Annotated in this window: 21 protein-coding genes and 1 other RNA gene; 10 read left to right on the top strand and 12 right to left on the bottom strand. The window is 60.8% G+C overall.

Translation table 11 applies throughout. The features are described 5' to 3' along the window. Window positions 1-63: 63 nt before the first annotated feature. Genes ruvB through ruvC form a run of 4 tightly spaced genes read right to left on the bottom strand, consistent with a single transcriptional unit; the run spans window position 64 to window position 2,499 of the window. On the bottom strand, window positions 64-1,104 hold the full coding sequence (ruvB, locus tag CLV41_RS14330) for a Holliday junction branch migration DNA helicase RuvB (protein ID WP_103223070.1): 1,041 nt from the start codon (window positions 1,102-1,104) through the stop codon (window positions 64-66). Next, window positions 1,094-1,339 (bottom strand): endonuclease, encoded by a 246-nt coding sequence (locus CLV41_RS14325; RefSeq protein ID WP_103223069.1) that lies wholly within the window; start codon window positions 1,337-1,339, stop codon window positions 1,094-1,096. Before CLV41_RS14325 ends, ruvB begins: the two co-directional genes overlap by 11 nt. Then, entirely contained in the window at window positions 1,336-1,953 is a 618-nt protein-coding gene (gene ruvA, locus CLV41_RS14320; protein WP_103223068.1) for a Holliday junction branch migration protein RuvA, read from the bottom strand. The genes CLV41_RS14325 and ruvA overlap by 4 nt, the downstream gene beginning before the upstream one ends. 30 nt (window positions 1,954-1,983) lie before the next feature. Beyond that, window positions 1,984-2,499 carry a crossover junction endodeoxyribonuclease RuvC gene (gene ruvC / locus CLV41_RS14315; protein WP_103223122.1) on the bottom strand — a complete coding sequence of 172 codons (516 nt, stop codon included), beginning with the start codon at window positions 2,497-2,499 and terminating at the stop codon, window positions 1,984-1,986. Window positions 2,500-2,691: 192 nt separating this feature from the next. On the opposite strand from ruvC, the gene CLV41_RS14310 reads away from it, so the two are divergent. Further along, window positions 2,692-3,453 carry a sulfite exporter TauE/SafE family protein gene (locus tag CLV41_RS14310; protein ID WP_103223067.1) on the top strand — a complete coding sequence of 254 codons (762 nt, stop codon included), beginning with the start codon at window positions 2,692-2,694 and terminating at the stop codon, window positions 3,451-3,453. On the opposite strand, the gene CLV41_RS14305 is transcribed toward CLV41_RS14310, so the two are convergent. From CLV41_RS14305 to CLV41_RS14280, 7 genes are all read right to left on the bottom strand, one after another. Then, entirely contained in the window at window positions 3,450-3,737 is a 288-nt protein-coding gene (locus CLV41_RS14305) for a MazG-like family protein (RefSeq protein ID WP_103223066.1), read from the bottom strand. The genes CLV41_RS14310 and CLV41_RS14305 overlap by 4 nt on opposite strands. A gap of 251 nt (window positions 3,738-3,988) precedes the next feature. Further along, window positions 3,989-4,735 (bottom strand): YebC/PmpR family DNA-binding transcriptional regulator, encoded by a 747-nt coding sequence (locus CLV41_RS14300; protein WP_103223065.1) that lies wholly within the window; start codon window positions 4,733-4,735, stop codon window positions 3,989-3,991. A gap of 102 nt (window positions 4,736-4,837) precedes the next feature. Continuing rightward, window positions 4,838-5,668 (bottom strand): TIGR00282 family metallophosphoesterase, encoded by an 831-nt coding sequence (locus tag CLV41_RS14295; protein ID WP_103223064.1) that lies wholly within the window; start codon window positions 5,666-5,668, stop codon window positions 4,838-4,840. 41 nt (window positions 5,669-5,709) lie between these two features. After that, on the bottom strand, window positions 5,710-6,288 hold the full coding sequence (locus CLV41_RS14290) for a 5-formyltetrahydrofolate cyclo-ligase (RefSeq protein ID WP_103223063.1): 579 nt from the start codon (window positions 6,286-6,288) through the stop codon (window positions 5,710-5,712). Between the two features lie 42 nt (window positions 6,289-6,330). Next, a non-coding RNA gene (gene ssrS / locus CLV41_RS28455) (6S RNA) lies at window positions 6,331-6,485 on the bottom strand. A 96-nt stretch (window positions 6,486-6,581) separates the two neighbouring features. Continuing rightward, window positions 6,582-6,962, bottom strand: coding sequence for a cell division protein ZapA (locus CLV41_RS14285; protein ID WP_103223062.1), 381 nt, complete (start codon window positions 6,960-6,962; stop codon window positions 6,582-6,584). 6 nt (window positions 6,963-6,968) lie between these two features. Continuing rightward, on the bottom strand, window positions 6,969-7,265 hold the full coding sequence (locus CLV41_RS14280; protein ID WP_103223061.1) for a DUF4164 domain-containing protein: 297 nt from the start codon (window positions 7,263-7,265) through the stop codon (window positions 6,969-6,971). 452 nt (window positions 7,266-7,717) lie between these two features. Between CLV41_RS14280 and tkt the strand changes: the two genes are divergently transcribed. The 9 genes from tkt to CLV41_RS14230 all read left to right on the top strand — a co-directional run bounded on the left by tkt (window position 7,718) and on the right by CLV41_RS14230 (window position 17,867). Continuing rightward, window positions 7,718-9,706, top strand: a complete 1,989-nt coding sequence (tkt, locus tag CLV41_RS14270; protein ID WP_103223059.1) for a transketolase — start codon at window positions 7,718-7,720, stop codon at window positions 9,704-9,706. Window positions 9,707-9,866: 160 nt separating this feature from the next. Beyond that, window positions 9,867-10,871 (top strand): type I glyceraldehyde-3-phosphate dehydrogenase, encoded by a 1,005-nt coding sequence (gap, locus tag CLV41_RS14265; RefSeq protein WP_103223058.1) that lies wholly within the window; start codon window positions 9,867-9,869, stop codon window positions 10,869-10,871. Between the two features lie 95 nt (window positions 10,872-10,966). After that, the gene (locus CLV41_RS14260; protein ID WP_103223057.1) at window positions 10,967-11,590 is read left to right on the top strand and encodes a LysE family transporter; all 624 of its coding nucleotides are present in this window, start codon (window positions 10,967-10,969) and stop codon (window positions 11,588-11,590) included. A gap of 13 nt (window positions 11,591-11,603) precedes the next feature. Continuing rightward, complete coding sequence (locus tag CLV41_RS14255) at window positions 11,604-12,797, top strand: phosphoglycerate kinase (protein ID WP_103223056.1); 1,194 nt, start codon at window positions 11,604-11,606, stop codon at window positions 12,795-12,797. Window positions 12,798-13,162: 365 nt separating this feature from the next. Continuing rightward, window positions 13,163-14,230 carry a class II fructose-bisphosphate aldolase gene (fba, locus tag CLV41_RS14250; RefSeq protein WP_103223055.1) on the top strand — a complete coding sequence of 356 codons (1,068 nt, stop codon included), beginning with the start codon at window positions 13,163-13,165 and terminating at the stop codon, window positions 14,228-14,230. Window positions 14,231-14,360: 130 nt separating this feature from the next. Further along, window positions 14,361-15,011 (top strand): thiamine phosphate synthase, encoded by a 651-nt coding sequence (locus tag CLV41_RS14245; protein WP_103223054.1) that lies wholly within the window; start codon window positions 14,361-14,363, stop codon window positions 15,009-15,011. Window positions 15,012-15,022: 11 nt separating this feature from the next. Continuing rightward, window positions 15,023-16,207: a tetratricopeptide repeat protein gene (locus tag CLV41_RS14240; RefSeq protein WP_208987508.1), complete on the top strand. Its 1,185-nt coding sequence runs from the start codon at window positions 15,023-15,025 to the stop codon at window positions 16,205-16,207. A gap of 159 nt (window positions 16,208-16,366) precedes the next feature. Next, a complete protein-coding gene (gene efp / locus CLV41_RS14235) occupies window positions 16,367-16,930 on the top strand; it encodes an elongation factor P (protein ID WP_103223053.1) in 564 nt (187 codons plus the stop codon). Between the two features lie 130 nt (window positions 16,931-17,060). After that, the gene (locus CLV41_RS14230) at window positions 17,061-17,867 is read left to right on the top strand and encodes an inositol monophosphatase family protein (protein WP_103223052.1); all 807 of its coding nucleotides are present in this window, start codon (window positions 17,061-17,063) and stop codon (window positions 17,865-17,867) included. A 992-nt stretch (window positions 17,868-18,859) separates the two neighbouring features. Here the strand turns inward: CLV41_RS14230 and CLV41_RS14220 are convergent. Next, entirely contained in the window at window positions 18,860-19,450 is a 591-nt protein-coding gene (locus tag CLV41_RS14220) for a hypothetical protein (RefSeq protein ID WP_103223050.1), read from the bottom strand. Between the last annotated feature and the right edge of the window lie 422 nt (window positions 19,451-19,872).

Raw genomic sequence — 19,872 nt, 5'->3', positions numbered from 1 at the left:
TAACCACGTTGACCGGAAATAGGCAAAACTGACGAGGCTATGCACCCGAATTCGCGGTAAATACTACTCAGGATCCGCAAAAAGACCTATTTGCGACCCTTCCGGCCTGCCGGGTGCCGCCAGACCGAGATGCGAGAATGCAACGGGTGTCAGCACCCGCCCGCGCGGCGTTCGCTGCAGAAAGCCGTTCTGGATCAGATACGGCTCGACGATTTCCTCGATCGCATCCCTGGGTTCCGAGAGGGCGGCGGCGATTGTCTCGATGCCCACCGGCCCGCCGCCGAAATTGACGGCGACCTGGGTAAGATAACGCCGGTCCAGACTGTCCAGTCCCGCGGCGTCAACCTCGAGCTGCAGCAGCGCCTTGTCCGCCAGTGCCCTGTCCACCCGCTCAATGCCCGCGACAATCGCGAAATCGCGGACCCGCCGCAGCAGGCGCCCGGCGATACGCGGCGTCCCGCGTGAGCGCTTGGCGATTTCATGGGCCCCGTCCTCGGCGATACCCAACCCCAGGATCGACGCCCCGCGCTTGACGATATGTTCCAGCTCCGCGACCGTATAGAACTGCAGACGGACCGGAATTCCGAACCGGTCCCTGAGCGGTGTCGTCAGAAGTCCGAGCCGGGTGGTCGCCGCGACAAGCGTGAATTTGGCCAGATCGATCTTCACCGACCGGGCCGCGGGCCCCTCCCCGATGATCAGATCGAGCTGATAGTCCTCCATGGCCGGATAGAGCACTTCCTCCACGGCCGGACTGAGCCGGTGGATCTCGTCGATGAAGAGAACGTCGCGCTCTTCCAGATTGGTCAGCAGCGCCGCGAGATCGCCCGCCTTGGCGATAACCGGACCCGAGGTCGCCCGGAAATTGACGCCCAGTTCCCGCGCCATGATCTGCGCCAGCGTGGTCTTGCCCAGTCCCGGCGGACCGACGAACAGCACGTGGTCGAGCGCTTCCCCGCGGGCCTTGGCCGCGCCTATAAAGATCTTCAGGTTCGCGCGCGCCTGCGCCTGACCGACAAAATCGTCCAGCACCTGCGGTCGCATGGTGCCGTCGATTTCGTCGCCCCGGATCTCGGGTGTTACGATGCGTGTGTCATCCGACATGGCTTACGACCGCGAACAAGAGCGCCAGAAGAGCCACGCAATAGGCCACCCTGATCGCGTGAAACTTCCTGTACTGGCGGCGCACAAACGGATCGTCTGTCTCGATGCGCCGCCCTTTCATGGCAAAGGATCTGTCTCCAACCGCCAGAGAGAACCGGTGATCGAGATACATGATCCCGCCGATGCCGAGAACGACGAAGACCACCGCGATGACCGCATAGAACGCAACCATCATCCGGCCAGTTCCTTCAGGCCCAGACGGATCAGCTTTTCCGTCGTGACATCCTCTCCGGCCGACTGCATCGCCTTGGCGACGGCCGCGCTTGCCTGGGGCTGGCCGTATCCGAGGTTCGTCAGCGCGGAAACCGCTTCGGCAACGGGCCGCGCGGCGACATTATCCGCAACGGATTGCGACACGGAGATCGTCGCCTGATCGACACTTGCCAGACCCGGCGCCTTGTCCTTCAGCTCCGCGAGAATACGCTCGGCAACCCGTTTTCCCACACCCGGCGCCCGCGAAATCGTTGCCTTGTCGCCAAGCGCGATGGCGTTCGCCACCTCGCCCGCCTTCAGAATACCCAGAATGCCGAGCGCCACCTTGGCGCCGACGCCCTGCACCGTCATCAGCATCCGGAACCATTCCCGTTCCGCTTCCACCCCGAACCCGTAAAGCCGGATCATGTCCTCGCGGACGATCGTTTCGATGAACAGCACCGCCGCCTCTCCCACTCTCGGCAGGCCCTGCAGGATGCGGGAAGGACAATGAACCTGATAGCCGACCCCGTGCACGTCCAGGATGACATGATCCTCGCCGTAGCTGTCGATCGTACCCCTGAGTTTCCCGATCATCTGCGTTTCCCGATCATCTGAGTTTACCGATCATGCCGCCCCCATTGCCAGCAGCCGCGCGGCTGTGCTTGCCCGGTGCTGCGCGTGACAGATTGCAATCGCCAATGCATCGGCCGCATCGTCGGAATTGAATGTTGCCCGCGGCATCAGAACTTTCACCATAGCCCGGATCTGGTTCTTTTCCGCGTGACCGGTCCCGACCACGGTCTTCTTCACCAGGTTCGGCGCGTATTCGGCGACCGGCAGGCCCGCAAGCGAAGGCACCAGCAAGGCGATGCCGCGCGCCTGGCCCAGTTTCAGCGTCGCACCCGCATCCTTGTTGACGAAGGTAAGCTCGACCGCCGCTTCAGCCGGATCGTGCAGGCGCACCACGTCGCTCAGCCCCTCGTGAAGCTCCACCAGGCGTTCGGCGAGGCTCTTTTTGTTGTCCGAGGACACCGTGCCGGAGGCAATGAAGGACAGCCGGTTCCCGGCCGCTTCTATGATGCCCCAGCCGGTACGCCGCAGCCCCGGGTCGATGCCCAGCAAACGAATCGTGTGTGTCATGGAACAAAGCGGTAACAAAACTTCTGCGTTGACGCCAGACAAAGCGCAGCTTACGACCGCAATGCCTGTCCAATTCGAACCGGAACCCGCTTCTTTTGCCAAGGAGAAGGCGGTCTCACCCATCGGTTCCCTTCATTTCCCCCGGGCGTTTCGCCGCCTGCCGTCCCGCCGATGCGCCTACCGTGAGTTTCAATGCTTGAAATTTTCAGTTCCTTTCCGCCGAACCTGCTGATGTTCCTCGCCGCGGTGCTTTTCATCGCCGGCTGCGTGCGCGGCTTTGCCGGGTTCGGCGCCGGCATGATCTTCATGCCGATAGCCACCAGCGTCATGCTGCCGTCCACCGCGGCGGCGTCGTTCCTGTTCATCGACGGGATCGTGGCCCTGCCGCTGGTCATCCGTGCGCTGAGACTTTGCGACTGGCCGACTGTCCTGCCGGCGGCTATCGGCGCGGTGATATGCGTTCATTTCGGGGCCTGGCTCCTGGCGAGCACCGACGTCCTCGTGCTGCGCTGGTCGATCTTCGCCATCGTCACCGGCCTGCTGCTGCTGCTGATTTCCGGATGGCGCTACAACGGGAAGGCCACCTGGCCGGTGTCTCTCGGCGTCGGCGCGGTGGCCGGCGTTCTCGGCGGGATTTCACAGGTGTCCGGACCGCCCGTTGTCGCCTTCTGGCTTTCCAGCGCGAGGGAACCGGCAATCGTGCGGGCGAACCTGATCGTCTTCTTCGCGCTTTCCAGCGTCGGAACCTTCTTCGCCTATATTTTGAACGGCTTCTTTACCTTGCAGGTCTTCCACCTGCTGATCATGGCGATCCCGGTCTATGCGCTGGCGATCTATGCCGGCTCGAAAGGCTTCAGCAAGGCGAACCCGAACCTTTACCGGAAGCTGGCCTACGTCCTGATCGCGCTGGCAGCGCTCACCAGCATGCCCGCGCTTGACCCGCTATTCCGCTAATTTTCCCGCCATTTGGCGCATTTCAAGGTCATGAAGCGCTCAAGTTCGGTATCGAATTCTTCGCGGCTGGAACACGCCTGCGCCAGAATGCTCAGCGCCACGATGGCCGCGTCAACGGCCTCCTCGCGCACATCTGCAAGCGAATGGTTCTTGTATCCGCTGCCCGGCGCTCCGGTGACCGAAAGAACCGCCTGCGCCAGCTCCCCGGCCTCCTCGGCCAGCTTCAGCGCCCGCTCCTGAAGGGTTTTCGGATCTTTCTGAGTCAGTTCGAATATATTGAACATCGCTTCGTCTCCGGTGCCTGAAGCAAAGTCGTTACCCCCACCCCTAACCCCTCCCCACAAGGGGGAGGGGAACTGGCCCATCATTTATGGCAAGTCTCTGCCCTATAGAGACGTTGCGAAGCCGGGGTTTCGACGACAGCACGGCACTATTCCCCCCCTTGTGGGGAGGGGTTAGGGGTGGGGGTCATCCCATTGCAAACAAAAAACCCCGGCCAGGCCGGGGTTTCCAATCTTTATAAACTCAAAGCCGCTCAGGAGGCCAATGCCGCCATGGTTTCCTCGTCCACGTCGAAATTCGAATAGACGTTCTGGACGTCGTCGTCGTCTTCCAGCATGTCGATGAGTTTCAAAAGGGTCTGGGCCTTGTCCGCATCGACCGGTATCAGGTTCTGCGGTTTCCAGATGATATTGGTGGATTCGGCCTCGCCCAGGGCCGCTTCCAGCGCCGCGGCGACATCGTTGAGATCCTCGAAGGCGGCATAGATCGTGTGACCGCTTTCATCGGACTGGACGTCTTCCGCCCCGGCTTCGATCGCCGCTTCCAGCACAGCGTCGGCTTCACCGGCTTCCGGCCTGTAGACGATTTCGCCGACCCGGTCGAACATGAAGGAAACCGAACCGGTTTCCCCCAGCGACCCGCCGCATTTGGTGAAATAGGAGCGGACGTTGGAGGCCGTGCGGTTGCGGTTGTCCGTCAGGGCTTCGACAACGACGGCGACACCCGCCGGGCCGTAGCCTTCGTAGCGGATTTCCTCGTAGTTGTCGGCGTCGCCGGTCTGCGACTTGTTGATCGCGCGCTGGATATTGTCCTTGGGCATGGACTGCCCCTTGGCGTTCTGCACGGCAAGGCGCAGGCGCGGATTGGCGTCCGGATCCGGGTCGCCCATCTTGGCGGCGACTGTGATTTCCTTGGACAGTTTGGAGAACATCTTCGACCGGGCCGCATCCTGGCGTCCCTTGCGGTGCATGATATTCTTGAATTTTGAATGGCCTGCCATGGCTCTTTCCGGTTCTCTGCGGATGATTTCGATGAAAAACTGCGCCGCTTATAGGCAAGTTGACGGGGAAAATCCAGATCGGAGAATTTCACGGACCTGTGGTCAGCCGCCCGACGGCCAGAACTCCGGAAGCACCGGCTCCAGACGCCCGCCGATCCTGACAGGGGCGATTCTCTCGGCCAGCCCGGTGCGGTCGTCGGTTTCAATGGCCACGCCGGAAATGGTGGCGATGCCCGAAGCCGGAGCGAAGCGGGCGCCCGGGATCTTGCGCTGGAAACGGTTGACCGGCTCCTCCTTGTCCATGCCCAGCACACTGTCATAGTCGCCGCACATGCCCGCGTCGGACATGTAGGCCGTGCCGCTTTCAAGGATCTGGTGGTCGGCGGTCGGGACATGTGTATGCGTTCCGACAACAAGGCTCACCCGGCCATCGAGAAAATGAGCCATGGCCTGTTTTTCGCTGGTCGCTTCCGCATGCATGTCGACGATTATGGCGTCGGCGACCTGACCCAGCGGACAGCTGTCGACCACCTTGTCGATGACGGCGAACGGATCGTCCAGGGCATCCATGTAGACCCGGCCCATCACATTCGCGACCATGACCTGCGCACCGTTGCGGGCGGTAAAAAGATGCGCACCCCGGCCCGGCGTCCCGGGCGGGTAGTTGACCGGCCGCAGCAGACGGTCCTGCCGCTCGATATAGACGAGCGTGTCGCGCTGGTCCCAGACATGATTGCCCGTCGTGACCACGTCGGCCCCGGCATCCAGAACGTCCTGAAGAATGGCTTCGGTGATGCCGAAACCGGATGCGGAGTTCTCTCCGTTGACGATCACGAAATCGAGCTGGTTGGCCTCCACCAGGTCCGGCAATTTCTCAATGACGGCGGTCCGGCCAACACGGCCGACGAGATCGCCCAGAAACAGAATACGCATCAAATCCTCATTGAACGATCCGCCGCGGCCCTTCCGGCCGGTCAGCCGAACGCCCTGTAGCCCTGTTCGGTCAAAATTCCAGTCAACGGCTTGTCATGCTCTTCCGCGGGCACGCGGTCAACCTCCTGCACGGCGAAGGCCAGGCCGATACACAGAAGAGGTCCCGTCTTTTCCAAGGCGGCGATGGCCGTGTCGTAGTGCCCCTTGCCGTAACCGATCCGGTTGCCTGCCGCGTCGAAACCGGCGAGTGGCATCAGCAGCACCTGAGGGCGCACGGCCGCGGCACCGGGCCCCGGCCCCATGGTGCCGAAACCGGCGGCGGCCAGCTCCGCGCCGCGCTCAAGCGTTCTGAAGATAAGATGCGGTTCGGCGACGACCGGCAGGCACAGCGGATGACCCTTGCGGCGCAGGGCGTCCATCAGCGGTCTCGGGTCAACCTCGTCGCGAATAGGCCAGAAGCCGGCGACGACGGCCGCTTCGGGGAGCGGCAGTTCGTCGGCGTGGTCCGCCAGCGACAGGCTTTTTTCGATCCGGTCCACGCCGCTCAGCGCCGCGCGGCGGGCGAGCGCTTCCTTGCGGAGGACATCTTTTTCAGCGGCGCGCGGAGACGAAACTTTCATGGGCTCTCGTATTTTGGCCCTTCTACCTGGGGAAAGGCAGAAAGTGCGGCCGTCCGACCGTTGGAAGTGCGATCCCGGGAAACCTACTACGTAGGTGGGCGCCGTGTGCAACAGGCCACGGCCCGAAGCAGGGACAGCTCCCTTGGGAATGCTTAAGGCCCCGGGGATATTTTTCCTGACGTATCGGCCAGCCGCGACTAACGCATATAGACCCGCGCCGCGGCAATTACCAGAGCGGCGTGATTTTCATCGAGAGCGGATTTTTCTGCGATCCATGCCGGACCGGTGCGATATCAGGAAGTCCCGGTCGGCTTCAAGCTCTTGGCCAGGCTTTCGGCGAGGCTCTCGATCCGGGCTGCCGCCGTGTTGATCGACCTGGAAAGATCCTGCTCGTTCTGGCTCATGTTGTCCAGCGCGTCCACCTGCTGACGCCTGGCTTCGCTGAGCTCCTCTTCAAGCCCGGCTATTTTTTTCTCAAGCTCGGACAACTGGTCGGTTGCCATGATCCCGGCCATGACCGTAAGCCGCTGATCGCCGATCTCGCCGAACGCGCCGCGCAATTCGGTAATCCATCCGTCGAACCGCTTGGACAGCCCCATCAGACGGTCTTCCTCGCCGTCGTCACAGGCCATGCGAAAGGACTTGCCGTTGATCGTGACGGTGATCTGCGCCATCAGTGCCTAGCCTCCATGAGCATCGAGCACGCTGCGTATGGTCTCCATGGCCGAGACAAGCCGCCGGGACACATCCTTGTTGGCCTCTTCCAGCCGGGAGGCCCGCGCCTGGCTTTCATCCAGCGAGACCGCAAGCTGCGACCGGTCCTCTCCAAGCCGTTGCAGATCGTCCTGCAGGGCATTCAAAGACCTGTCCGCGTCCATACGCCGCTGAACCGCCGTTTCCAGATGGCTTACGGCCTTTTCGAGGCGCATTGCCGCGTCGGCGAGGCTGGTCTTTTCCATGCAGTCGATTTCCGACATGTATTACGTCGTCCCAATATTTTCCGCGGCGGCCCGCCCGTTCCTTCCAAACCGTCATACCGGAGATTTGGCGCATTCACCCGCTCAACTGCCACCCGCTTTGAACATGCCCGCACCGGGCTTTCAAACGTTGGTTCGACGGCGAAAAAGCAAATCCTTATTAGGGCATCAAGCTTAGGCATCGCATCTTCTCTCAGTCAATGCCACCATCGGCAGAATCCTCAACTCAATGAACCTCAAAAGGGGAAATTTCTTTCCCCTCAGGGTGAATGCGGCCTTAAAGCTGCTTTGTTGACTCGTCGCAGGTTCCTGATATTTGTCTGGCGCCTGATCGAATTTTGCGAAAGTCGAATTCTGAGCAACGTACCTCATTCACGCCACGGTGGGCACTTGCGCCTGGCCTGGCGGTCCGCTCTGGAAGCTGGGGCTCCAAAGCAAGCAACGGGAAGACGATGACCGATCTTGATAAACACCAGCGCATGGCAAATGCGATCCGCTTTCTTGCCATCGATGCCGTGGAAAAGGCAAAATCCGGTCACCCCGGACTGCCCATGGGTGCCGCCGACATTGCAACGGTTCTGTTCACCCAGTTCTTGAAATTCGATCCGACCACTCCAAACTGGGCCGACCGCGACCGTTTCGTGCTGTCCGCCGGCCATGGCTCCATGCTGCTTTACAGCCTGCTCTATCTGCTGGGCTATGAAGACTTCTCGCTGGATGAGCTGAAGAATTTCCGTCAGATCGGTTCACGCACCGCCGGCCACCCTGAATACGGGCATGGCGCCGGGATCGAAACGACAACCGGTCCGCTGGGTCAGGGTCTCGGCAACGCAGTCGGCATGGCCATCGCCGAACGTCTGCAAGTCGAGCGCTTCGGCAAGGACCTTGTCGATCACTACACCTATGTTCTGGCAGGCGACGGCTGCCTCATGGAAGGCATCAGCCAGGAAGCCCTGTCGCTCGCAGGCCATCTGAAACTGAACAAGCTCATCGTCTTCTGGGACGACAACGGCATTTCCATCGACGGCAAGGTGGAAATCACCGACAGCACCGATCAGCAGGCGCGCTTCGCTGCCTCCGGCTGGAACACGCTGAGTGTCGACGGCCACGATCCCGAGGCGATCGCCGCCGTGATCCGGCAGGCACAGGCCAGCGACAGACCGACGCTGATCGCCGCCAAGACCACCATCGGCTTCGGCGCGCCGACCAAGGCGGGTACCGCAAAGGTGCATGGCGCTCCGCTGGGCGCGGAGGAAATCGAGGGAACCCGGGCGGCTCTCAACTGGCCGCATCAGCCTTTCGAGGTTCCCAGCGACATTCTGGATGCCTGGCGCATCGCGGGCCTCAGGTCCTCCCAGGCGCACAAGGACTGGCAGAAACGCTTTGCCGAGGCGGACGCTGAAAGCAGGGCGGAATTCGAGCGCCGCAACCGCGGCGATCTTCCGGCCACCTTCACCAAGGCGATGATGGACTACAAGAAGAAGCTCGCCGACGAACAGCCGACCATGGCGACGCGCAAGGCCTCCGAAGCCGTTCTGACCGTCATCAACGAGGTCGTGCCGGAAACCATCGGCGGTTCCGCGGACCTGACGGGGTCCAACAATACCAAGACCCCGCAAACCCAGCCGGTCACTCCGACCGATTTTTCCGGCCGCTACATCCACTACGGCGTTCGTGAGCACGGCATGGCGGCGGCCATGAACGGAATGGCGCTGCATGGCGGGCTGATCCCCTATTCCGGCGGCTTCCTGATCTTTTCCGACTATTGCCGTCCGTCGATCCGCCTCGCGGCCCTGATGGGACAGCGTGTCATTCACGTCATGACGCACGATTCCATCGGCCTTGGCGAGGACGGCCCGACCCACCAGCCGGTGGAGCATTTCGCCGCATTGCGCGCGATCCCGAATCTGACATTCTTCCGTCCGGCGGACATCACCGAGACTCTCGAATGCTGGCAGTTGTCGCTTGAAAACAGGAAGGGCCCGTCGGTCCTGGCCCTCACCCGCCAGAACCTGCCTTCCCTGCGCAAATCCTTCGAGGAAGACAATTTTTGCGCAAGGGGCGCTTATGTGCTGATCGACAGTGAGGACGACGCCGCGGTGACGATCTTTGCCTCCGGGTCCGAGGTAGAAATCGCCACCGACGCTCACCGGGAACTGAGCAACGCGGGCATTACCGCCCGGGTCGTCTCAGTCCCGTCTTTCGAGCTGTTCGAGGCCCAGTCCGACGACTACAAGGCTGACCTCATCGGCACCAGCCCGGTGAAGATCGCCGTCGAAGCGGGCATCCGCATGGGCTGGGACCGTTTCATCGGCAATGACGGCGCCTTTGTCGGCATGAAAGGCTTCGGGGCGAGCGGCCCCTACAAGGAACTCTATGAGCATTTCGGCATCACCAAAGACGCCGTTGTCGCTGTAGCGAAAGAAAGACTTGGGGCTTAACCAGGATCAATTACCGGCGGCATGCATTCCTCCTATGCTGCCGGAAAGGGAGCACAGGCGTGCTTATTGTCGTGGCCACACGTTTGTCGTGACCACAATCTGTGGGTTACCATTTGGCGTTGAAGCTTGAACTGAGCGCCGAAGATTGCGGGAGTGGAATATGGTTACCAAGGTAGCAATCAATGGTTTTGGCCGCATCGGCCGGAATGTTTTGCGCGGCATTATCGAATCCGGCCGTACCGACATCGAAGTCGTTGCCATCAACGACCTCGGCCCGGTCGAAACCAACGCGCATCTGTTGCGCTACGATTCCGTACACGGCCGTTTCCCGGCTGAAGTCTCGGTGAATGGCGACACCATCTCCATCGATGGCGGCAAGCCGATTAAGGTGACCGCGATCCGCGATCCGAAAGACCTGCCCTGGGGCGGCGTCGACGTCGCGTTGGAGTGCACCGGCATCTTTACCGCCAAGGAAAAGGCGTCATTGCTTCTGGAAGCCGGCGCCAAGCGTGTTCTGGTATCCGCTCCTGCGGCCGGTGCCGACAAGACCATCGTCTACGGCGTCAACCACGACGCGCTGACGGCGGACGACCTTGTGGTCTCCAATGCCTCCTGCACCACCAACTGCCTGGCCCCGGTTGTGTTTATCCTCAACGATGTCGTCGGCATCGAAAAGGGTTTCATGACCACGATCCATTCCTATACCGGTGACCAGCCGACCCTGGACACCATGCACAAGGATCTCTACCGCGGCCGCGCGGCGGCCATGTCCATGATCCCGACCTCAACCGGCGCGGCCAAGGCCGTCGGTCTGGTTCTGCCGGAGCTGAACGGCAAGCTCGACGGTGTCGCCATCCGCGTTCCGACCCCGAACGTCTCCGTTGTCGACCTCAACTTCATCGCCAAGCGCGAGACCTCCGTCGAGGAAATCAACGCCGCCATCAGGGACGCCGCCAACGGCAAGCTGAAGGGCATTCTGGGCTACACGGACGACAAGCTGGTCTCCGTGGACTTCAACCATGACAGCCACTCCTCGGTGTTCCATTGCGACCAGACCAAGGTCATGGACGGCACCTTTGTGCGCATCCTGTCCTGGTATGACAACGAATGGGGCTTCTCCAACCGTATGGCCGACACCGCCGTCGCGATGGCAAAGCTGATCTGAATGGAAGGGGGGATGACAAAACATCCCATCTGAAATTCCAGGCGGATGCGGTATGACTGCATCCGCCTTTCTTTTTTCCATGGCCGGAGACCGATTTGCTCGAACTTCTCACCGTCATTTCCCTGACCGTCGTCGCCGCGGTCGTACCGGGACCCGATTTCGCCGTGGTCCTGCGCAACGCCCTGATCGGCGGACGTTTCGCCGGCATCATGACGGCGCTTGGCATTGCCCTGGCGCTCGGCGTTCATGTCACCTACGCCCTGGCCGGCATCGGACTGATCGTCTCCCAGTCGATTTTCCTGTTCAACGCGCTGAAACTGATCGGCGCCGCCTATCTGATTTTCCTCGGCGTGACCATGTACCGAACCGCCTCAAGGGAAATGCCCGCTGAAGACGCGCTTGCCGGCATGCCGCCGCTGAAGGCGCTGCGCTGGGGCTTTTTCACGAACGTGACGAATCCGAAGGCAACCATGTTCGCGCTGAGCGTGTTCCTGCAGGTGACCTCTCCCGCGACCCCGCTGTGGACCCAGATCGGCTACGGCGTGATCATGGCCGGCGGCGTGTTCCTGTGGTTCGTTCTGGTCACCATGTTCTTCACTTTGCCGGCGGTCCGGCAGCAGTTCGCGCGCGCCAAACTCTGGATGGAGCGCTCCTTCGGGGTCCTGCTGACCCTGTTCGGCATCGGCATCGCCGTCACGACCAATTCCACCCGCCCCTGACAGAGGTGTTCCAATGGCTTTCAAATCTCTCGACGATCTGACCGGCATCGCCGGCAAACGCGTTCTGCTCCGTGTTGACCTGAACGTTCCGATGGACGGCGGCAAGGTGACCGACGCCACACGCATCGAACGTGTTTTGCCAACGATACGTGAACTCTCCGCCAAGGGGGCAAAGGTCATCCTGCTTGCCCATTTCGGCCGCCCAAAGGGCGAACGTGTGGCGGAGATGTCTCTCGCACCGGTCGCGCCAGGCGTTTCCGCTCTCCTCGGCAAGCCCGTTGCCTTTGCGGATGACTGCGTCGGCCGGCCTGCCGCCGATGCCATCGCGGCCATGGCCGATGGCGATGTTCTGCTGCTGGAAAACACCCGCTTCCACAAGGGCGAGGAAAAGAACGATCCGGACTTCGCCAAAGCGCTGGCGGAAAACGGCGATATCTACGTCAATGACGCCTTTTCCGCCGCCCACCGGGCGCACGGCTCCACCGAAGGCATCGCCAAACTCCTGCCGGCCTATGCGGGCCGCACCATGCAGGCTGAACTGGAAGCCCTCGGCTCCGCGCTCGGCGCGCCGGTCCGCCCGGTTCTCGCGGTTGTCGGCGGCGCGAAGGTCTCGTCGAAAATCGATCTCCTGGAAAATCTCGTCACGAGGGTCGACATGCTGGTGATCGGCGGCGGCATGGCGAACACGTTCCTGGCCGCGAAAGGCATCGATGTGGGCAAGTCCCTGTGCGAACACGATCTCGCCGATACCGCCAGGAAGATCATGACGGCCGCCGAGGCCGCCGGATGCGAAATCGTCCTGCCGGAAGACGCGGTCGTCGCGAAGGAATTCAAGGCCGGCGCGGCGAACGAGACCGTCGCGCTCGACGCCATTCCGGCGGACGCCATGATCCTGGATGTCGGCGCGGCTTCCATCGCGGCCATCGCGACCAAGATTGACGCCGCGAAAACACTCGTCTGGAACGGCCCGCTCGGCGCCTTCGAAATCGAGCCCTTCGACCGGGCGACCGTTGCGGCCGCCAGGCACGCGGCGAAAAACACCAGGGCAGGCAAGCTGAATTCCGTGGCGGGTGGCGGCGATACCGTGGCCGCTTTGAACCACGCCGGTGCGGCGGACGATTTCTCCTACGTTTCCACCGCTGGCGGGGCTTTCCTGGAGTGGCTGGAAGGCAAGGAACTGCCCGGCGTCACGGCGCTGGAAAGCTGAAGCTTGTCCGGGGTGCTGGAAAGCCTCCACCCCGGACATTCGCATGCGTGCCAGGCAAGTGGCAAAGACAACCTGGACCGGTTGCAATTCAGAACCCGGAGAAGTTTGCCTCGGTGCTTGTTTTGAGGAAAGTCTCCGGGGCGTGTTGTTTCGCGCGGCATTTAATTCACGCGCAGAATTAATTCTATCAATCAACTTTTCAAGCATGTCTTTGTATTTTAATTGATTTAAGCCTTTGCTCCCCTCTTTCAACCATGGAAAATCTTGATAGAACCAACGATGATTGATGCACCGCAACACCGGTGACGCGCGTCCGGGTTATCCTTATAGTGACCACGACGCACCGGACCCTGGGGAGATAAATAATGGCACGTATTACCCTTCGTCAGCTTCTAGATCACGCTGCTGAACACGACTACGGGGTTCCGGCATTCAACATCAACAACATGGAACAGGCTCTGGCGATCATGGCCGCGGCCGATCAGACCGATGCACCGGTCATCATCCAGGCTTCGCGCGGCGCCCGGTCCTATGCCCATGACGTGATGCTGAAACACATGATGGATGCGGTCGTCGAGATCTATCCGCACATTCCGGTATGTGTGCACCTGGATCACGGCAATGCGCCGCAGACCTGCATGACCGCCATTCAGGCCGGTTTCACCTCGGTGATGATGGACGGCTCGCTGGAAGCGGACGGCAAGACGCCCGCGAACTGGGACTACAATGTCGGCGTCACGAAAACCGTTACCGACATGGCTCATCTCGGCGGCATCTCCGTCGAGGGGGAACTCGGCGTGCTCGGCTCGCTGGAAACCGGCATGGGCGACAAGGAGGACGGCCACGGCGCGGAAGGCAAGCTCAGCCAGGATCAGTTGCTGACCGATCCCGAAGAGGCGGTGAAGTTCGTCAAAGAGACCAAAGTGGACGCGCTCGCCATCGCCATGGGAACCAGCCACGGCGCCTACAAGTTCACCCGCAAGCCGGACGGCAAGGTGCTCGCCATGCATGTGATCGAGGAAATTCACCGCCGCCTGCCCGACACCCATCTGGTGATGCACGGCTCGTCCTCCGTTCCCCAGGATCTTCAGGACATCATCAATAAATACGGCGGGGAAATGCCGCAGACATGGGGCGTTCCGGTCGAGGAAATCCAGCGCGGCATCAAGAACGGCGTGCGCAAGGTGAATATCGACACGGACAACCGCATGGCCATGACCGGCCAGATCCGCAAGATCCTGAGCGAAAACCCGGCCGAATTCGATCCGCGCAAATATCTGAAACCTGCCCGCGACGCGATGCAGAAGCTGTGCGTGGGACGTCTGGAAGCCTTCAACACCGCTGGACAGGCCTCCAGGATCAAGAAGGTCATCACGCCCGCGGACATGGCCACGCGCTATCAGGATGGCAGCCTGGACCCGAAAATCGGTTAGAATACAGGTCAGCCGGACCGGCAGATATTTTTACTTTCCTGAGAGAGGGGCCTTGCGTCCCTCTTTCGCCGTCTTTAGGGACAAGAACCCGACAGTCGCCTTTGAACCAGATTGACCAGGACCGCCCGCAGTGAACCGCCCTCGCCTCTTTCTCATCACACCGCCGGAATTCGACGCCGGCGAAATGGCCGCAAAGCTCGAACAGGCTTTTGCCGGCGGCGACATCGCCTGCGTGATGATCTACATGCCCGGTGCCGGAACCAAGGAAATTCAGGCCGCGGCGCAGGTTCTGGTCCCGGTCATCCAGCAGGGGGGAGCGGCGGCGATCATCTATCGCGATACCCAGGCCGCCGGCAGGAGCGGTGCCGACGGCGTTCATGTCGACACGTCCCTGGAGGACGTGAAGCTCGCCGTTGAAAGCTTCCACCCCGATCGGATCGTCGGCACCGGCGGCACGAAACTCAGGCACGAAGCCATGGAATTGGCGGAAACCGGTGTAGACTATATTTTCTTCGGCAAGCTCGATCTTGCCGAGAAGGAGAACGCCCACGCCAAGACCCTGTCCAGCGCCGCCTGGTGGGCGGAGCTCTTCTCGACACCTTGTGTCGCGCTGGCCGGAAACACGATTGAGACCCTGGAAGAGGTGGTGGCGACCGCAGCCGACTTTATCGCGCTCAAGGACGCCCTTTGGCAATCGGGCGGCGACATTGCGTCGCTCGTTTCTCAAGCCAACCGGATCCTGGACGCCCATCCGTTTCCCGAGGACAGCCAGGACGGGTGAGGAGCCAGCCATTGCACGGATTTGAGCAGACCTTTCCAGGACCCTCCCGTGAGGGAGAAGACCATGACGGAAACAAGCGGCGGAAGGGGTTTTCCGCCCTCTTGAACCAGGCCGCGCTCATCCTTGCCGCAGGCCTGCTCGTCACCGGTCTGCTCATCACCGCGCCTGCGCTCGCGCAGGACAGCGGGGAAAGCGGCGACGCCGTTGAAGCCGATCCCGCTGCATCCGCCGAACCGCGGCCCGTGCTGATCGATGTCACCACGTCGGACAAGACGCTTTTGAGCATCGTGGACGCAGGCCCGCCGCATTTGCGGGAAGGTGAGACCGCTACTTCGCAAACCGCCTATTCGGCTTTCCAGCGCGGCTGGTTTCTCACCGCTCTCGGCCTTGCCACCCCGCTCGCCGAACAGGGCGACAAGGCGGCCCAGGCGCTGCTCGGCGTCCTGCACGAGGCCGGACTGGGGATTAAACAGGACAAGGCCAAGGCGGCCGACTGGTATGCCCTCGCCGCGGCACAGGACGATGCCGGTTCGGCCATGCAACTGGCCCAGCTCTATCTGCTCGGCACCGGCGTTGAAACGGACAAGAAAAAAGCCGCCGACTACTTCGAGCAGGCTGCCAATGCGGGCAATGCCTCCGCGCTCTACAATCTCGCCCTGCTTTACCAGGAAGGCGAAGGCCGGCCCTTCGACGAACAGAAATCGCGCGAGCTTCTGGAAGAGGCCGCCCAGCTCAACGATCCGGAAGCCCAGTATGCGCTCGGCCTGTCCTATCTCGAAGCCCAGAGCGGCTTGAACGATCCGGGCCAGGGCGCCTTCTGGCTCGGCAGGGCGGCAAGGCGTGGCCATACATCCGCGCAGGTCTACTACGGCATCCTGCGGTTCCAGGGCAAAGGCGTCGATCCCAACGAGGCGGAAGCCGCGGACTGGTTCGAACGGGCTGCGACCACCGGCAACCCGGTCGCCATGAACCGTCTCGCGAGAATTTATGCCAATGGCCGCGGCCGGGAGCAGGATTTCGCCGCCGCGGCCGGCTGGCACCTGATCGCCCGCACGCTCGGTGTGTCGGACCTGTCGCTGGACCGCATTGTCGAAAGCCTCGATGAAGAGACGTTGACTGATGCCCGCAAACTGGCCGAGCAGTATTCGGCGACCCTGATGGCACCGAGCGAGGATCCCGCGCGGGAATCGCCATAATCTTTCCGGTTGCCGCGGCTTTGAAGACGGAATTCGCCTTTTTTTCTTGAATCCCGCCCGCTTTTGTGGTGGACAGGCGCGAGCAAAATTCAAGCGCGTCAGCCAAAACCTGCCGTCGTCCGCTCCAGATCCATACAAATCGAAAAAGTCGGTCGTTCCATGAAAATCAACGGAAACGAAATCAAGCCCGGTAACGTGCTTCAGCATCAAGATACGCTTTGGGCCGTTGTGAAGGTCCAGCACGTCAAGCCGGGAAAAGGCGGCGCCTTTGCTCAGCTAGAAATGAAGAACCTGATCGATGGCCGCAAGCTCAACGAGCGTTTCCGCTCCGAAGACAAGGTCGAGCGCGTCCGTCTGGAGCAGAAGGACTTCCAGTATCTCTACACCCAGGAAGACATGCTCGTCTTCATGGACACCGAGACCTACGAACAGCTGGAACTTCAGGCCGAATTCGTCGGCGACCGCGCCGCCTTCCTCCAGGACGGCATGATGGTGACCGTGGAACTTCACGAGGAACGCCCGATCGGCATCACCCTGCCGCAATTCGTGACCCTGGAAATCTCGGAAGCCGACGCTGTCGTCAAGGGACAGACCCAGTCGTCCTCCTACAAGCCGGCGATCATGGAAAACGGCGTACGCGTGATGGTGCCGCCGTTCATCACGGCCGGCGAAAAGATCATCGTCGACACCGGCTCGCTGGAGTACGTCCGCCGCGCGGACTGATCCGCCCTGACAGGCCCCCAGACAGGCCTTTGAAATGCCGGTGCGGCGCGCGCCCGCACAAAGGCAGACACGCATTCAAACCGGTTTGCCCGGATCCGCCCGGGCAAAACCCAACAACAAGTGACAATTCATGGCCCGCACAGCTCTCCTCAACGTGATGGTTCAGACCGCCTTCAAGGCCGGCCGTTCCCTGGTCCGCGACTTCGGCGAAGTTGAAAACCTCCAGGTCTCCCGAAAGGGACCGGGCGATTTCGTCTCGGCCGCCGACCGCCGCGCCGAGGACATCATGCGCAGCGAGCTGACGCGAGCCCGCCCGACCTTTGGTCTCGTTATGGAGGAAAGCGGCGAGGTCGAAGGCACCGACGGTCAGCATCGCTGGCACATCGACCCTCTGGACGGCACCACCAACTTCCTGCACGGCATTCCGATCTTCGCGATCTCCATCGCTCTGGAACGGGCGGGCGAAATCGTTGCGGCCGTCGTCTACAACCCGGTGATGGACGAGCTTTACACCGCCGAACGCGGCCGCGGCGCGTTCCTGAACGACCGCCGCCTTCGGGTGGCCGGACGCAGGGACCTGCCGGACATGGTCTTCGGCACCGGCCTGCCCTTCATCGGCATGGGCGATCACGGCCGCTCCCTGCGCGAACTGCGCTACGTCATGCCTGAAGTCGCCGGCGTCCGCCGCATGGGCGCCGCCGCGCTCGACCTTGCCTGGACCGCCTCAGGACGCCTGGACGGCTTCTGGGAGCGCAACCTGAACTCCTGGGACATCGCGGCCGGGATCCTTCTGGTGCGCGAGGCCGGCGGTTTTGTCAGCGATTTCGACGGCAAGAGCAAGATGCTGGAAAGCGGCGATGTGATCGTCGGCAACGAAGACGCCCACAAGCACCTTCTGCGCCTGCTGAAAAAGGCCGAGGCTCCCGCGCAGGAATGAGACCGGCTGCGAAGGCCCGACACCGATGCCGGGTCTTGAAATCATGATTTTTCAAAGTTTGAGACCCTGTTCTCCCTCATCCTGAGGAAGCAAATTCGGCACAAGCGCTCCCGCTGCGCCGACTTGCTGCGTGTGACATGGCCGACGCACGTCCCTCCCTGCCGCCCCGGACAAGCGAAGCGCAGATCCGGGGCCTGCTCGCACAACACCTTGCTGAAGCAAATTTCATGTTCGGTCAGGCCACTCAAAAGGCTGAAAGTCTCTGCAAACGAGTGAGCCCCGGGCCTCGCTCCGCTCGCCCGGGGTGACATTTTCATGTGCCGCACCGTGATCGCCAAACGCGATTGATTGCCCTGTCCGCATCCTGGGGAAGCGGGCAACGCTGTCTCGAAGGATGGGTTGCAGAGGCCCGGGATTACCGTTGTCTTTCGAGAGGTTGCGGACACGCGCGTGAGATATGGGCCGGTCTCGGCCCAAAGCTGACTCCCGTTCGCCTTCGAATGCTGCGTTGCGGCACGCCAATGCTGATGTTCGAGATCCGAGTATTTAGACGACAAACACACGCAGGAGATCCAGGAGTTGATGGTTTATCGGAAAATTGGCCTTGGCTTCCGCGTCGCATGGCAAAACTCGCTCTACATCTTTGAATTGACGCTCCAATGGACTAGGTATGAGGCATATTAATGGTGCGTTGTACTGCGGAAATTGATGGGCAGTGAGGTCCAATACTAGGCCCTCCATTTCCAACCAATAGTGCCACTCATCATTATTTTTGTTGTAGGCTTTAGCAATTCGTACGTCATATTTATACTTCAGGATAAAAGACAAGTGCGTAGAGATTATATCACAACAGCTATATGGATAGCTATAAAGGAACGGAGCATCAATCGAACTACTTTGTGCCAAAAGTAATTTGTTGGCCTCAGCCGCACACTCGCGAATATTATCGATTAATGTCATGGAATGAATAATTCGGTGGAATTTTATATCTCTTACTTGCGATGAGATCTACGCTCTTGCTTTTGTGAAAGCCTACCTCGCAAAAACGCCTTTGGGTCCCAATCACCGTTCAACTCAGCACTACTTTTTGCGAATATTTTGAATTCTTTTCGCAAATCATCCGCAAGTCCCAACGCATCCAAACCAAGCCAAGCATAACCTTCTTGGCGCGTTTCAAAAAGCTCTTCATATTCTGGCGGAAGCGCATGTTCAGCAGAGGCATCAATACGTCTATCGGTGCTGCGGGCTTTGTTCGTCAGGGCGAGCGCTCGGTGCATGAGTGGTTCTTTAATGCTGCGCCATGCAATATCCTCAGGATACTCCAGCGGATAAGGCTTGGCGATCTGAGGTGCATTGTATTCTTCGCCACTTTCAGTTCGGCCCGCAGGCTGCCCGTAGGCAGTGCCGTCGTCGCAAACGACATCAATGCATTTGTCTGCATATTCTTCTAAGATGCAAATAAGCCGTATCGCAGAGTAAGATCCTTCGCGCCGCCGCACAAGTTTTGATACCCACAAATCCTTCGAGATCGTGATCATGCTGCCCACCAAAACACCGGCCAGGCCAATAAATGCTTCGATCATGCAGGCACCTTTGTCGTCATCTCCGTAAACATATCAAGCCGAACTTCGTCCCTGATCCTGCACAGTTTTGTTATTGACCCTATGCGGCCATTTTCCAAGCCATATTCGCAAATATGCGAGCGGCGACTTTGAATGCCTCGAAACTTCGACCAAGCATCTGATCCAGAGTCCGCTTCCCACCCTTTTAAGACCTTCGCCCGACTCGCACCGAGCGGCGGCTCTCTACTCCAGTTCGAGAGCCGGCAACCGACCGAGTTGAGCGCGCAAAGCTGTCCTTGGATAAATTGGATTTTAAGGCCAGCTCAAGCCAGATCCAACGCGCGCTTGGTCAGGACAAATGCCCGCTTCCGCCAATTGAAATTCGCAAGCCGCCCCAGTTCACACCATTCTGCCCGCCCCGCAAACTCCCCCTGCTCACGCCC

The sequence above is a fragment of the Roseibium marinum genome (genome assembly GCF_002906165.1).
Lineage (GTDB): Bacteria > Pseudomonadota > Alphaproteobacteria > Rhizobiales > Stappiaceae > Roseibium > Roseibium marinum.
The sequence above is the reverse complement of the archived record's forward strand: the minus strand, read 5'-3'. Positions and strand labels throughout refer to the sequence as shown.

Excerpts from the sequence above, each read along its gene's own strand:
- ruvB (WP_103223070.1), bottom strand. The coding sequence starts at position 1,104 with ATGTCGGATGACACACGCATCGTAACACCCGAGATCCGGGGCGACGAA.
- CLV41_RS14325 (WP_103223069.1), bottom strand. The coding sequence starts at position 1,339 with ATGATGGTTGCGTTCTATGCGGTCATCGCGGTGGTCTTCGTCGTTCTC.
- ruvA (WP_103223068.1), bottom strand. The coding sequence starts at position 1,953 with ATGATCGGGAAACTCAGGGGTACGATCGACAGCTACGGCGAGGATCAT.
- ruvC (WP_103223122.1), bottom strand. The coding sequence starts at position 2,499 with ATGACACACACGATTCGTTTGCTGGGCATCGACCCGGGGCTGCGGCGT.
- CLV41_RS14310 (WP_103223067.1), top strand. The coding sequence starts at position 2,692 with ATGCTTGAAATTTTCAGTTCCTTTCCGCCGAACCTGCTGATGTTCCTC.
- CLV41_RS14305 (WP_103223066.1), bottom strand. The coding sequence starts at position 3,737 with ATGTTCAATATATTCGAACTGACTCAGAAAGATCCGAAAACCCTTCAG.
- CLV41_RS14300 (WP_103223065.1), bottom strand. The coding sequence starts at position 4,735 with ATGGCAGGCCATTCAAAATTCAAGAATATCATGCACCGCAAGGGACGC.
- CLV41_RS14295 (WP_103223064.1), bottom strand. The coding sequence starts at position 5,668 with ATGCGTATTCTGTTTCTGGGCGATCTCGTCGGCCGTGTTGGCCGGACC.
- CLV41_RS14290 (WP_103223063.1), bottom strand. The coding sequence starts at position 6,288 with ATGAAAGTTTCGTCTCCGCGCGCCGCTGAAAAAGATGTCCTCCGCAAG.
- CLV41_RS14285 (WP_103223062.1), bottom strand. The coding sequence starts at position 6,962 with ATGGCGCAGATCACCGTCACGATCAACGGCAAGTCCTTTCGCATGGCC.
- CLV41_RS14280 (WP_103223061.1), bottom strand. The coding sequence starts at position 7,265 with ATGTCGGAAATCGACTGCATGGAAAAGACCAGCCTCGCCGACGCGGCA.
- tkt (WP_103223059.1), top strand. The coding sequence starts at position 7,718 with ATGACCGATCTTGATAAACACCAGCGCATGGCAAATGCGATCCGCTTT.
- gap (WP_103223058.1), top strand. The coding sequence starts at position 9,867 with ATGGTTACCAAGGTAGCAATCAATGGTTTTGGCCGCATCGGCCGGAAT.
- CLV41_RS14255 (WP_103223056.1), top strand. The coding sequence starts at position 11,604 with ATGGCTTTCAAATCTCTCGACGATCTGACCGGCATCGCCGGCAAACGC.
- fba (WP_103223055.1), top strand. The coding sequence starts at position 13,163 with ATGGCACGTATTACCCTTCGTCAGCTTCTAGATCACGCTGCTGAACAC.
- efp (WP_103223053.1), top strand. The coding sequence starts at position 16,367 with ATGAAAATCAACGGAAACGAAATCAAGCCCGGTAACGTGCTTCAGCAT.
- CLV41_RS14230 (WP_103223052.1), top strand. The coding sequence starts at position 17,061 with ATGGCCCGCACAGCTCTCCTCAACGTGATGGTTCAGACCGCCTTCAAG.
- CLV41_RS14220 (WP_103223050.1), bottom strand. The coding sequence starts at position 19,450 with ATGATCGAAGCATTTATTGGCCTGGCCGGTGTTTTGGTGGGCAGCATG.